Source organism: Dysgonomonas sp. Marseille-Q5470 (assembly GCF_951230145.1).
Lineage (GTDB): Bacteria > Bacteroidota > Bacteroidia > Bacteroidales > Dysgonomonadaceae > Dysgonomonas.
Genome location: NZ_CATNVE010000009.1, coordinates 83,126 through 96,072 on the forward strand (window position 1 = coordinate 83,126; position 12,947 = coordinate 96,072).

The window sequence follows — 12,947 nt, forward strand, 5'->3', positions numbered from 1 at the left end:
TGGTTCTATTGTAAATATTTATTATAAAAAATCAAACAACTAAAGCAGCTGCTCCAAGTAGGTATATATCTTCTTTACGAGATAGTAGTATCTTCATTCTCTTTATTGTCTCAGGATAAGGAAAGGTCGTAATCACATCAAACATTTTCTCCGAAAACAGCTGATATCCTGCCGAGAGCCCACCCCCTAGTATTATAGCTTGTGGATCGTAAGTAAACAAGATAGCATTTATCAGTTTGCCGATATGCTTACCAAATTCTTCCCACAGTAAAATCATCTGTGTATCTCCAACCAAAGCCATGTTTAAAGCATCACGACCGGAAATATTATTACGATCAAAAAATTTGCGACTACAATAATATTCATAATCGGCATCGAGATAAGGAAGACTGCCTATTTCTCCGGCGCCGGTATTATTTCCGTTATACAATACGTCATTGATGATAATTCCTGCCCCTACCCCGGTACCAAGAGTCACACAAACAATATTCCGGTAAGCTGTGCCTTCTCCATAATAACGCTCGCCGAAAGCAAAACAGTTAGACTCGTTATTTACAAAAACAGGAATTCTGAATTCTTTTTCCAGAATATCTTTTAGGTAGACTCTTTTCCAAGATGGAATATTCACAGCATTATATACAATTCCCTGTTCTGCATCAACAACGGATGGAACTCCAATGCCAATCCCTCTAATATTTGAGTTCATTATCTTGCGGATCATATCACACAAGTTAGCAAGGATCGCTTCTTCTGACTCAGCAGCATTCGTAGGAGCTTCTATTTTTTTATATATCTGCCCGCCATCAACCACTGCCATACGGATTTTTGATCCACCTATATCTATTCCGATTCTCATAATAAACTACATGCGCCTGTTATGTTATTATAATGCAATTACACAATTAATGTTCATTCATGTGATCATCGCCAAAGCTGCCGGACATCCTTATTTTACTCATTTTTCATAATAAATCGTCAGGTAATACAAATATACAGAGCATTCTAAGAATATCCATCAGCACAAATGTTAATTAACATTTACTTTCGTTATTATTTAAATATGACATCATATGAGACTAAAAATAAACGAATAAGCTTTGCGATTTTAACCTTCACTCCTTTTAATTTAATTTTTTTAATAAAAACTTCATCCTTTATTAAAACAAGACACATTAAACATTATCCTCCCAACAGGCAATAACAACCTCCTATTGATCGCAAAACATTTTTATTTATTATCTTCGTAGAACAAAAATAACAGAAAGCTAACTTTATTTGAATTTAGGCATTAAACCGAAAGATGACAGATTCTTTTCAGACTGACATAAAATATCTGGCAGGAGTAGGCCCCAAGAAGGCCGAAATACTCAACAAGGAAATAAATGTATTTTCGGTTGAAGACTTACTATATTATTTTCCCTACAAATATATAGACCGCAGCCGTATCTATTTTATACATGAGATAGACGGTAATATGCCATATATACAAATAAGAGGAAGAATTACCGCTTTTGAGACATTCGGTGAAGGCAGAAAAAAAAGACTCGTAGCACATTTTACGGATGGCACAGGATTTATTGATCTGGTATGGTTTCAAGGAGCAAAGTTCATTACGGATAAATATAAAGTGAACTTACCCTATATTGTTTTTGGGAAACCTACTCTTTTTGGAGACAAATTTAATATTCCACATCCCGATATTGACCCATATATCAGCGAAGAACAACGCCCTACAGGCTTGATGCCTTATTATAACACAACAGAGAAAATGAAAAACCATTATCTGAACTCAAAAGCAATTCAGAAAATAATGGCAGCCGCATTTTCTTCAGTTGTAAGAAGCTTACCCGAAACGCTACCGGACAGCATCATCAACGAAGCTCGCTTGATGGGGTTAAAAAGTGCTATGCGCAACATCCATTTTCCGGAAAGTACAACATTGTTACGAGAAGCACAATACAGATTGAAATTTGAGGAATTATTCTATATTCAGCTAAACATTCTAAGATATACCGCCGATAGAAAGTCAAAGTTAAAAGGATTCGTTTTTTCTAAGGTAGGCGATTACCTCAACAGGTTTTATGATGAGAATCTACCCTTTCCCTTGACCAATGCACAAAAACGAATCATAAAAGAAATCAGGCAAGATATGGCTACCGGCGAACAAATGAATCGCTTACTGCAAGGAGATGTTGGTAGCGGAAAGACGCTTGTAGCACTTATGCTCATGTTAATTGCGTTGGACAACAACTTCCAAGCAGCTCTGATGGCTCCAACGGAAATATTGGCAACTCAGCATTACCAAACAATCACAGAAGCATTAGCAGGGCTTGATGTAAATGTAGAATTACTAACAGGCTCAACAAAAAAATCAGATAGAGAACGCATACACAATGCTCTATTGACGGGAGACCTTCAAATATTAATTGGCACACATGCCCTTATAGAAGACACCGTACAGTTTTCAAACTTAGGTTTAGTGGTTATTGACGAGCAACATCGCTTTGGTGTAGCACAACGAGCCAAGTTGTGGTCGAAAAATGTAAACCCGCCACATATCTTAGTAATGACTGCCACCCCTATTCCCCGCACGCTGGCAATGACCATATATGGCGATTTGGACGTATCGGTAATAGACGAGCTTCCACCGGGACGCAAGCCCATACAAACAATTCATCAGTATGACAAAAAGCGAGGGGCTTTATACGAGTCCATTCGCAGACAATTGCAAGAGGGAAGACAGGTATACATAGTGTATCCACTGATAGAAGAAAGCGAGAAGCTCGACCTCAAGAATCTTGAAGAGGGATTTGAGCATATAAAAGAAATCTTCCCCGAGTATACGGTCTGCAAGGTTCATGGCAAAATGAAACCCAAAGAAAAAGATGCAGAAATGCAACGCTTTGTAACCAATGAGGCTCAAATAATGGTAGCTACTACCGTTATTGAAGTAGGTGTAAATGTACCAAACGCATCCGTTATGGTGATAGAGTCGGCTCAGCGCTTCGGGCTATCGCAGCTACACCAATTACGAGGGCGTGTTGGTCGTGGAGCAGACCAATCATATTGTATTCTGGTGACGCCTTACGAGCTATCAGCCGACACACGGAAGCGCATCGACATAATGGTAGAAAGCAATGACGGCTTTGAAATAGCCGAAGCCGACCTAAAGCTAAGAGGCCCGGGCGATCTGGAAGGAACTCAGCAGAGCGGCATCCCTTTCAATCTGCGGATAGCAAATCTTGTACGAGACGGAGAGATATTGCAATATGCACGCGAAATAGCCCAGAAAGTACTGGATGAAGATCCGCAAATGGAAAAACCTGACAGCTTATTACTAAAGAGACAATTACGCAAACTAGGTGGCAACAAGTACAACTGGGGCTTGATCAGCTAATTAACAGACATCTCTTTTGTTAATTCTTTGATATGTTCATCTAAGTATTTCAGTCGCTTCTTCGTATCATCAATATTTTCATCCGTTTCATTTTTTCTTATCAGACCTTCTAGGTATTCGTTCAAATCCTTTCTATAATTCTGATAGTATACAAGAGCGTTCGAACTATCTTTTACTTGATTTTCGTACAATTGACCTATCGCAAAATTTATTGTCATTTTCTGATTTGTACCGGCATATATCAATGCCTTTTTATATGCCTCTACAGCATCTTCGAAAAGAGAGCCCTTATCATAAGCCGATGCCAATCCTTTATAATAAAGATATAAAGTCAGATCAGACGGAATTGTCCTATCCAACAATTTCCGAAACAAGGGAATTGCCTTTTTATGATCTGCCAATTCGTTCGAACTTACAGCAAGGCAATAGAGCACATTATTATTTGTAGTATCCTGGCGAAATGCTTTGTCTAAAAAAATCTCAGCTTCGTAATTCTCCCTCAATGAATAGTAAGAAATTCCAAGACTACGATTAACAATAAGCGAGGAATCACCGGCTTCATAACACTTCTTAAATCGGGAGATCGCTTCCTCATAATTATCCATCACATAATACGTCAACGCATTCAGCAAATTCATCTGCTGATCGGTGCTGTCTTTTTCAAGATATGTTGTAGAGTGAGCTAAAGCCTCTAGGCTACGCCCAGCCTTTAAACATAGGTTAACAAGACTTGCCGCAGAATAACTATCAGAGGGATTAGTATCCCATGCCGCTTTGAAGTAAACCATAGCACTATCAGCTTGATTCATCTTCTCAAAACACTGAGCTATCTGAGTTAAAGTGTTGGGAGAATTATTGCGACCGTATATCTCTTTAAACAAGCACAACGCTTTTTCATACTTCGTCTGCTGGAATAGCAGCTCAGCCTTTTGTATCTTATAATATAAGTTCGTTGAATCCAAACGAATCAGATCATCATAACAATCTATCCCAGCCTGCCTCCGTCCTGTTATCGCAAAGCAATTTTCCAATTCAGATTTAACCCGAACATTTTCGGGATTATCGGTAGATAGTCTTTGTAAAATATCGATCGATTTCAAATAATTACCCAAAGCTTTATGACACATCGCTTCCTGAAACTGTAGATACGCCGAAGGTTCTTTATCGGAAATATACTCCAACGCTTTTTGGTATTGAAAATTTTGAATGTAAGTTTCCAGCTCACTTTCTACAGTTTGAGCAAACAAAACAGAATGCACAATTAAAAAAGAAAGGAGCATCAAGGTCTTTTTCATAGATTATCTTTTGCAATTCAAGATTAATAGAGGTAGGCTATATATCACCTAGCCTCTATATAATCTTGAGAAAAAAATCTGCTATTTCTTTGTTGTATTTATTACAGTATCTTTTTTAAGTCTATATACAATCGGCAATGTGAAATACACAGGTACAGCTATTCCATTCTGCTTGCCGGGAGTCCATTTTGGCATAGATTGTATCATTCTCACTGCCTCTGCGTCACATTCGGAGTCGATACCTCTAATAACTCTTACATCTGAGATCTCTCCTGTTTTGCCCACTATAAAGCGAACAGTTACACGCCCCTGTACACCTGCTTTTTGTGCAGATTCAGGATATTTCAGATTATCTGCTACAAACTTCTGCATTGCCGACTCCCCTCCGGGAAACACCGGCATATCCTCTACGGTAATGAAAGGGTGATCTAGTGATGACTCAGAACCACCTTCTTTCAATGTAATGCCTTCTTTTTTAGGAGTTCCATATCCGACGGCAACCATAACATCTTTATCTTTTTCTCCCTCCGAAAAATTTTTCTTACTGCCTGATATTTTGAATATCAAAGGTAATGTATAGTACACATCAACAGCTTTTCCATTTTGCTTTCCGGGAATCCATTTAGGCATAGCTTTCACTACACGAACAGCTTCTTTATCCAAAGAAGGATGAACACCTCTTATAACCACTACATCTGATATATCTCCGGTGCTTTTCACTACATAACGTACAGTAACACGCCCTTCAATGCCTTTTTCTTGAGCTTCAACAGGATACTTCAAATTTTGCCCAATAAACCTTTGCTGAGCATTCAGTCCTTCCGGAAATTCAGGCATTTTGTCTACAGTCACATATACATCCCCTTTTTTCTGAGGCACTTGCTGTCCGTCATTAACAAAAGGTATCGTTATCATATCTGCTATATCCGGCGAAGCCTGCACAGCATTTCCTAATAGCAAAACAAAAACAACCGGAACAAGCAATAAATATTTCGTTGCTTTACCTAGCGATGTCCTATTTTTATTCATCATAGTAATTCGTTTTTTTAATTGTGATACATTAAAATTGTTTATAATTGGTATACCGGTATTTACGCTTGATACTTGCAATAATATATATTGATATTCTTTGGGACTGAATCCTTCTTTCAAGACCCCCTCATCCGCTAGATATTCAAGATTTATTTTTATTTCCTTTTTCAAAAGCCAGACAAAAGGATTCCACCAGAATAATATACACACGATTTCGGCTAGTAATACATCTACAGAGTGTAATTGTCTGACATGAACCATTTCATGAGCTATAATTTCTTTTAACTTTTCCTCTCCATCAATTTGGGAGCCGATAAAAATCCATCTAAAAAATGAGAATGGCGAAACGTTCCTGTCTTTTATTTTTACAATACAACATGTATCCAATTTTTCAGAATCATGACTGACCTTCAACTTTAGGATACAAAATAATTGCATTATAAATCTTAGTGCATAAATCAGAGATACTGCTCCTATTGCAAATAAAGCAATCAGTTTCCAATCAATCACCGAAACCTGTTGTGCGGGCATTGCCGATACCTCTATTTGCGAAAGCCAATATACCGGTATCTGAACAGGAACTTCTTCCTTAGTCGTCAGTTCAATCATCAAAAAAGGAAATAGTAATGAAAAAGCAATTGAAAAAAGGAAATAAAATCTCCTCAGGCGGAAAAAAGTATCCTTTCTGAGCAACAACATATATAAGCCATAAAATAAAGCCAATGATATAGAAGCTTTAATCAAATAAGGTATAATTGTGTGTTCCATGGCGTTAACAATTAAGTAATTTACTCTTTTCCTTTTTCTATCATTTTCACTATTTCTTGCAACTCTTCAGGAGATATCTTTTCTTCTTTCACAAAGAACGAGACCAACTCTTTATACGAGTTTTCGAAATAACTCTTCACCACATTCGACATAAAAGCCTTCTTATAATCATCTTCGGCTACTTTCGGAGTATAAACCCACACATTTCCATATTTCTTAGAGTTCAAATAATCCTTTTGCTCCAGATTACGAACAATAGAAGCAACAGTAGTGTAAGGCGGCTTTGGATCATCCATTTCATTTAGAATGTCTTTTACTACACACTCTTTTAATTGCCAAATATGAAGCATTACCGCTTCCTCCTGATGGGTTAACTTTTCCATTATTATAAATTTTACGTAAATCTACTATTTTTTCGTAAATATAGATGTTATTTTTTATAATACAAATATTTATCATTTATTTTTCATGTGATATATTTGTCACCATAAATAAAAGTGATATATTTGTCACGTAAATATTATTTTTATGACTTAAATTAAATATTATGACCGAGAAGCAAATTAGGACATATAAGAATCTATCATTCTTAGGGATTTTTGGGCTGTCTGGATTAAACTATTTCATAGATTATGATCTGCAAAACTTATTCAACCTGTCATATCTAGCATTTTTAGCCTACATCCCGCTATATAGAGAATTAAAAAAAGGAGTAGACGAGAGAACAGAAGAAAATATAGCTAAATCTAATCGTATAGCAGCAATAATAGCTGTCGGCACACTACTTATACTAGGTATAATACCAAACATACTGTATCATTCTTTTGGTTTAGCATATTCACCATCTTTTTTTATTGGAACAGCAGCAATAGGATTCTTTTGCGCAATAGTAACTCAGGTTTGTGCTTTTTTCTATTACGAAAGAGAATAGTTTATATATGTCTGAATTTAAATCATACCTAAAAGACTATAGATTAAAAGCCGGGCTGACACAAGAAGAACTGGCGGAAATAGTAAAAGTACGCAGGGAAACAATTATCCGTTTAGAAGCAGGAAAATACAATCCTTCTCTAAAATTAGCTATTGATATATCAAGAACATTGAAGACCCCGATCGAAGATATTTTTGTATTCGACTAAAATATTATTTCCCCGACAAAACCTTGTTTTTAGGTGTAGTTGCTACAAATTCTTTGAGATAGAATGGCTCAAAATAAGCAACGTCTACAAATGATTTTTCCTCATAGGCTTTTTCTCCTAATGTCACCATATTTGCGGCCTTCGGATATACGTTATCTATAAATTGAACATTCGCATGCGACAAGACGTTTTTGCATTTGTCTGCGCCATTGCCGAAAAAAGCTATCTTATTTTCATTCAGAATGTCAGCAAAAGAATTTTCGTCTATAATATCAGCAGATATTTCTTTTTTCAAGTTTAAGTCAAAGTCAAACAAGGCATCATAAACCTCCATTCTACGGGCATCTATCATCGGACAAAGAAGAATTGACCGATCAATCACGTTCGATTTTACAACCCCATAAGCCATCAATTCTAATGTATTAATTGCAATCAGAGGAATATTCAATCCATAGCAAAGACCTTTTGCCTCAGACACTCCGATACGAAGCCCCGTATAAGAGCCCGGTCCGCAACTGACAGCAACGGCATCTAACGACATCTGCTCCAATCTCAAAAATTGGATTGCTTCATTTACATATTCTCCGAGGAGAACAGCGTGGGAAGGACCTTCTATATTTTCTTTTTCAAATATTATTTCACCTCGGTTAGAGACAGCTACTGAGCATACTTCTGTAGAAGTTTCTATACTTAAAATACAAGACATTATGTTTTCATTTTTACAGGACGTAAAATTACACAAAATCTTGATAATTAAATTTTATTCATACTTTATCTAATATCTAATATCCATACTTTTTTGTACATTTGAGTAGTTTTAACAGATATACAGATAAAAATTAACAACAAACGGTTGTTATAGATATTAAGAAATAATTTAATAAGAGAAATATGAGTAAGAATAAAGCTCCTCATAAAAAAGACAAAAGGAAGACTAAAAGCGACATTACAAATTCCGTTGTAAACTTTTTCAACAAGAATTCTTCCGAATCATTTGGCATTAAACAGGTAGCCGAAAAATTAGGATTCAAAAAACCTGCAGAGAAACAACTAATAAGCAATATACTATACGACCTCCAAGAAGATGATTTTATAATAGAAACCGGAAAGGGAAAATATAAGTCGAACAATAGAGGAATCTTTGTTGAAGGAGTATTCGAACGAAGAAGCAATGGCAAAAACTTTTTCGTACCGGATGGAGAAAGTGATTCGGCTCATATATTTATTGCCGAACGCAATTCGGCTCACGCAATGAATGGCGACCGTGTGAAAATACAAATGCTGGCAAAGCGAAAAGGGCGTGACCCGGAAGGAGAAGTATTAGAAATACTGGAACGGAAACAAACAACATTTGTTGGCACACTCGATGTACAAAAGCAATTTGCTTTCTTGGTAATGGATAGCAAGATACTTGCGAATGACATATTCATCCCGAAAGACAACCTCAAAGGAGGAAATGACGGAGACAAAGCATTGGTAGAGGTCGTAGAATGGCCCCAGAAAGCGAAGAACCCGATAGGAAAAGTTATAGACATACTGGGAAAGGCAGGAGAAAACAACACCGAGATGAATGCGATCCTTGCCGAATTTGGATTACCATACAAATATCCTGAAAAGGTAGAAGCGGCAGCAAATAAAATACCGGATGACATCACCGCCGAAGAGATAGCCAAGCGCGAAGACATGCGTAGTACAACTACATTTACCATCGACCCGCGAGATGCAAAAGACTTCGACGATGCATTATCTATCAAACAATTAAAAAACGGACGTTGGGAAGTAGGTGTGCACATAGCTGATGTAACCCATTATGTACAAGAGGGAGACACGATAGATAAAGAAGGTGAAAGTAGAGCTACATCCATCTATCTTGTAGACCGCACCATCCCGATGCTACCCGAAAGACTAAGCAATAACCTATGTTCACTACGCCCTCATGAAGATAAATTATGCTACTCTGTTATCTTCGAGCTAGATGATGAAGCAAATATAAAAAAGCATAGAATTACCCGCACTGTTATCCATTCCGACAGACGATTTACGTACGAGGAAGCTCAAGATATAATAGAAGGGGCCGAGGGAGACTTTAAGGAAGAAATCTCACAACTAAACGATCTGGCAAAAAAATTGCGGGCTAAACGTTTCGACAACGGAGCTATCGCGTTCGATCGTCACGAAGTGAGATTCGAGATCGATGAGAAGGGAAAACCCCTGAGTGTATATTTTAAATACGCCAAAGATTCGAATAAACTGATAGAAGAGTTTATGCTTCTGGCAAACAAAACTGTAGCAGAGTTTGTAGGAAATGTTCCGAAAAATAAAAGTGCGAAAACATTTGTTTATCGTATCCACGATATACCAAATACCGAAAAGATGGAAAACCTCTCTGAGTTTATCCGTCGTTTTGGCTACAAAATCAAAGTAGATGGAACAAAGACAAATGTATCGAAAGCTATCAATCACCTACTGGACGAAGTGAGCGGAAAACCTGAAGAGAATCTTATTTCTACGATCGCTATACGTGCGATGGCAAAAGCAATATATTCCACAGTCAACATCGGTCACTACGGGCTGGCATTCGAATACTATACACATTTCACGTCCCCTATACGTCGCTATCCCGACATGATGGTGCACAGATTACTCACCAGGTATCTGGATGGAGGACGCAGTGTAAACAAGCATCTATACGAAGGTAAATGTGAACACAGCTCTGAAATGGAACAGCTAGCGGCTAATGCAGAAAGAGCATCTATCAAGTACAAACAAGTAGAATATATGTCTGATAAACTCGGACAGGTCTTCGATGCTGTAATCTCCGGTATAACAGAATGGGGTGTTTATGCAGAAATAAATGAAAACAAGTGTGAGGGTATGATTCCGATCCGAGATTTGGATGATGACTTCTACGAATTTGACGAAAAGAATTACTGTTTACGAGGTCGTCGCAAAAAACGCACTTACAGCCTTGGCGACCCGCTGAAAATTAAAGTTGCCCGAGCCAATCTGGAACGGAAACAACTCGATTTTGCGCTGGTTGAAGAATAAAATGAGGTTCTGCAACCAAACATAAAAAACGGTCAATACACACTTCGGTTTTTATGATATACAGAGTGAAACAAATAATCTCAATGAGATAAAATGTTTCACTCTGTTTAAATATTGGAATCAGGCTCTAAAAGCTGTTCTTTTTATTTATACCCTATTTTTATTACTTTTGTTGAATTATAGTCAATTTTTATTAATCATTATCAACAACTTTACGTGTATGAACAAATATTCTATTAGATCTTTCATCGAAGAAACTGCACAAGACGAGTCAAAAAACGACTTTTTCCAATTGGAGAGCACTCATATGCTTGAGCTTAACATCAACAACCAAACGGTCATGTTAAAAAAAGGAGCAATGGTCGCTTATACAGGAAACATAAAGTTTGAAAGAGAGGGTATGCTGAGCAAAGGCATCGGAAACCTACTAAAGAAAACAATGTCGGGAGAAGGAACCACAATGATGAGAACTTCCGGAACCGGACGTGTATATGCGGCTGATTTCGAAAAAAGAGTAAGAATCTTATATCTCGAAAACGAGGCTATCAATGTAAATGGGAATGACATCCTTGCTCATGAAAATTCGATACAATCAGATGTAAAAATGATGAAAAGCATTGCCGGCATTATGGGCGGCGGACTCTTTCAAGTACGTCTGGCAGGAACAGGACATGTTGCTATCACTACTCACGGTAAACCAATGACGTTATTGGTGAAGCCGGGACAACCGATATTTACCGACCCTAACGCCACTGTTGCATGGTCGGGCAATCTGACTCCAACTATAAAAACAGATATATCTCTGAAGACATTCATCGGACGTGGTAGCGGCGAAAGCTTCCAGATGATGTTTGAAGGTGAAGGTTGGGTAATTGTACAGCCGTGTGAAGAAGTGTACGGCGCACCTCAATAATAAGTAAAGTTCTTTATATATAAAAGGTATTCATTCAGAATACCTTTTTTCTTTTTCACCCGAATTATTCATTTCTATTTATTAAAAAACATAATTCGTTATGTGTTTTTAAGCTAAATGTACTACTTTTGCACTTTAATAAATATTTAAGGAGAAGAGCTTCTATGAAGACAGTAAAAATCAAAGATAAAGAATTCGAACTATTTCTGACACAGGAGGTAATTGAAAAAGCAATAGATGATATCGCAGAAAAACTGAACAAAGATTTAGCAGGTAAGGATCCTTTATTTATCTGTGTTCTGAACGGTTCTTTTATGTACGCTTCGGAACTGATGAAGCGTGTTACTGTTCCAAGCGAAGTATCTTTCGTGAAAATGTCATCTTATCAAGGTACGTCATCGTCAGGTAAATTGAAAGAAATATACGGACTTGAAGAAGATATCACAGATCGTACAATAGTTATTGTTGAAGATATAGTAGACACAGGCTATACGATGTCTTTGATGCTCGAACAATTAGCATGCGATAGCCCGAAAGAAATACTTGTAACTACACTCCTTCTTAAACCTGATGCCTTAAAGCATAAAGTACAGCTAGACTATGTGGCATTAGAAATTCCTAGCGACTTTATTGTCGGATACGGACTTGATTATGATGGTTATGGCCGCAATCTTGCTGACATATACAAAATAAAAAACTCTTAACAATAATATTTACGATTTACGCCTTGCTGTTTGCAACCCGTAACTTGTAACTCGTAATTCTAACAGTATGCTGAATATTATAATTTTTGGAGCTCCGGGCTCAGGAAAAGGAACTCAAAGTGAAAATCTCATCACAAGATATAATCTCGCTCACATTTCGACAGGAGATGTGCTACGCGCTGAGATAAAAAACGGAACCGAACTAGGCAAATTGGCCGAAGAATATATCTCTAAAGGTCAGCTTGTACCGGACGATGTAGTTATCGGGATGCTGGCAAATGTTTTGGATAGTAAAAAAGATAAAGCAGGCGTTATATTCGATGGTTTTCCAAGAACAATCGCTCAGGGCGAAGCTCTTGAAAAAATATTAAAAGAACGCGGAGAAGAAATTTCTATCGTTATCAATCTCGATGTAGAAGAACCTGAATTGATAGACAGACTTATTAAACGCGGACAACAATCGGGACGCTCAGATGATAATCTGGAGACTATAAAATCCCGCCTTGATGTATATAAAAATCAAACTTCCCCACTGAAAGATCATTATATGAATTCGGGGAAATTGGCCACAATAAAAGGAGTTGGCACCATAGATCAGATATTTGATCTTATAGCCGAAGCCGTGGACAAAGTTAAATAATTGAATTATTT

General features: G+C 37.3%; 12 protein-coding genes. 7 read left to right on the forward strand and 5 right to left on the reverse strand.

Annotation, left to right across the window (positions count from 1 at the left end; translation table 11 throughout):
• Positions 1 to 31: 31 nt before the first annotated feature.
• Positions 32 to 856: an ROK family protein gene (locus QOX35_RS13565; protein ID WP_135107011.1), complete on the reverse strand. Its 825-nt coding sequence runs from the start codon at positions 854 to 856 to the stop codon at positions 32 to 34.
• 444 nt (positions 857 to 1,300) lie between these two features.
• On the opposite strand from QOX35_RS13565, the gene recG reads away from it, so the two are divergent.
• Positions 1,301 to 3,397, forward strand: coding sequence for an ATP-dependent DNA helicase RecG (gene recG / locus QOX35_RS13570; RefSeq protein WP_283687393.1), 2,097 nt, complete (start codon positions 1,301 to 1,303; stop codon positions 3,395 to 3,397).
• Here recG and QOX35_RS13575 read toward each other — a convergent pair.
• The 3 genes from QOX35_RS13575 to QOX35_RS13585 all read right to left on the reverse strand — a co-directional run bounded on the left by QOX35_RS13575 (position 3,394) and on the right by QOX35_RS13585 (position 6,875).
• Positions 3,394 to 4,692, reverse strand: coding sequence for a tetratricopeptide repeat protein (locus QOX35_RS13575; RefSeq protein WP_283687394.1), 1,299 nt, complete (start codon positions 4,690 to 4,692; stop codon positions 3,394 to 3,396). The genes recG and QOX35_RS13575 overlap by 4 nt on opposite strands.
• Positions 4,693 to 4,773: 81 nt before the next feature.
• Complete coding sequence (locus QOX35_RS13580) at positions 4,774 to 6,333, reverse strand: M56 family metallopeptidase (protein ID WP_283687395.1); 1,560 nt, start codon at positions 6,331 to 6,333, stop codon at positions 4,774 to 4,776.
• 179 nt (positions 6,334 to 6,512) lie between these two features.
• Positions 6,513 to 6,875 carry a BlaI/MecI/CopY family transcriptional regulator gene (locus QOX35_RS13585; protein WP_135107019.1) on the reverse strand — a complete coding sequence of 121 codons (363 nt, stop codon included), beginning with the start codon at positions 6,873 to 6,875 and terminating at the stop codon, positions 6,513 to 6,515.
• Positions 6,876 to 7,039: 164 nt separating this feature from the next.
• On the opposite strand from QOX35_RS13585, the gene QOX35_RS13590 reads away from it, so the two are divergent.
• Both QOX35_RS13590 and QOX35_RS13595 read left to right on the forward strand, forming a co-directional pair.
• The gene (locus QOX35_RS13590; protein ID WP_283687396.1) at positions 7,040 to 7,423 is read left to right on the forward strand and encodes a DUF2178 domain-containing protein; all 384 of its coding nucleotides are present in this window, start codon (positions 7,040 to 7,042) and stop codon (positions 7,421 to 7,423) included.
• A gap of 7 nt (positions 7,424 to 7,430) precedes the next feature.
• On the forward strand, positions 7,431 to 7,631 hold the full coding sequence (locus tag QOX35_RS13595; protein ID WP_283687397.1) for a helix-turn-helix transcriptional regulator: 201 nt from the start codon (positions 7,431 to 7,433) through the stop codon (positions 7,629 to 7,631).
• Positions 7,632 to 7,635: 4 nt separating this feature from the next.
• Here QOX35_RS13595 and tsaB read toward each other — a convergent pair whose 3' ends face one another.
• On the reverse strand, positions 7,636 to 8,337 hold the full coding sequence (gene tsaB, locus QOX35_RS13600) for a tRNA (adenosine(37)-N6)-threonylcarbamoyltransferase complex dimerization subunit type 1 TsaB (RefSeq protein ID WP_283687398.1): 702 nt from the start codon (positions 8,335 to 8,337) through the stop codon (positions 7,636 to 7,638).
• Positions 8,338 to 8,522: 185 nt separating this feature from the next.
• Between tsaB and rnr the strand changes: the two genes are divergently transcribed.
• From rnr to QOX35_RS13620, 4 genes are all read left to right on the forward strand, one after another.
• A complete protein-coding gene (rnr, locus tag QOX35_RS13605; protein ID WP_283687399.1) occupies positions 8,523 to 10,679 on the forward strand; it encodes a ribonuclease R in 2,157 nt (718 codons plus the stop codon).
• A 220-nt stretch (positions 10,680 to 10,899) separates the two neighbouring features.
• Positions 10,900 to 11,592: an AIM24 family protein gene (locus QOX35_RS13610; protein ID WP_006842020.1), complete on the forward strand. Its 693-nt coding sequence runs from the start codon at positions 10,900 to 10,902 to the stop codon at positions 11,590 to 11,592.
• 164 nt (positions 11,593 to 11,756) lie between these two features.
• Positions 11,757 to 12,296 (forward strand): hypoxanthine phosphoribosyltransferase, encoded by a 540-nt coding sequence (gene hpt / locus QOX35_RS13615; RefSeq protein WP_006842019.1) that lies wholly within the window; start codon positions 11,757 to 11,759, stop codon positions 12,294 to 12,296.
• Between the two features lie 67 nt (positions 12,297 to 12,363).
• The gene (locus tag QOX35_RS13620) at positions 12,364 to 12,936 is read left to right on the forward strand and encodes an adenylate kinase (protein ID WP_006842018.1); all 573 of its coding nucleotides are present in this window, start codon (positions 12,364 to 12,366) and stop codon (positions 12,934 to 12,936) included.
• The last annotated feature ends 11 nt before the right edge of the window (positions 12,937 to 12,947 follow it).

Bases quoted from the DNA above. Each gene is read 5' to 3' on its own strand.
- QOX35_RS13580 (WP_283687395.1), bottom strand. From the start codon at position 6,333: ATGATTGAACTGACGACTAAGGAAGAAGTTCCTGTTCAGATACCGGTA.
- QOX35_RS13565 (WP_135107011.1), bottom strand. From the start codon at position 856: ATGAGAATCGGAATAGATATAGGTGGATCAAAAATCCGTATGGCAGTG.
- QOX35_RS13595 (WP_283687397.1), top strand. From the start codon at position 7,431: ATGTCTGAATTTAAATCATACCTAAAAGACTATAGATTAAAAGCCGGG.
- recG (WP_283687393.1), top strand. From the start codon at position 1,301: ATGACAGATTCTTTTCAGACTGACATAAAATATCTGGCAGGAGTAGGC.
- rnr (WP_283687399.1), top strand. From the start codon at position 8,523: ATGAGTAAGAATAAAGCTCCTCATAAAAAAGACAAAAGGAAGACTAAA.
- QOX35_RS13610 (WP_006842020.1), top strand. From the start codon at position 10,900: ATGAACAAATATTCTATTAGATCTTTCATCGAAGAAACTGCACAAGAC.
- hpt (WP_006842019.1), top strand. From the start codon at position 11,757: ATGAAGACAGTAAAAATCAAAGATAAAGAATTCGAACTATTTCTGACA.
- QOX35_RS13620 (WP_006842018.1), top strand. From the start codon at position 12,364: ATGCTGAATATTATAATTTTTGGAGCTCCGGGCTCAGGAAAAGGAACT.
- QOX35_RS13590 (WP_283687396.1), top strand. From the start codon at position 7,040: ATGACCGAGAAGCAAATTAGGACATATAAGAATCTATCATTCTTAGGG.
- QOX35_RS13575 (WP_283687394.1), bottom strand. From the start codon at position 4,692: ATGAAAAAGACCTTGATGCTCCTTTCTTTTTTAATTGTGCATTCTGTT.
- QOX35_RS13585 (WP_135107019.1), bottom strand. From the start codon at position 6,875: ATGGAAAAGTTAACCCATCAGGAGGAAGCGGTAATGCTTCATATTTGG.
- tsaB (WP_283687398.1), bottom strand. From the start codon at position 8,337: ATGTCTTGTATTTTAAGTATAGAAACTTCTACAGAAGTATGCTCAGTA.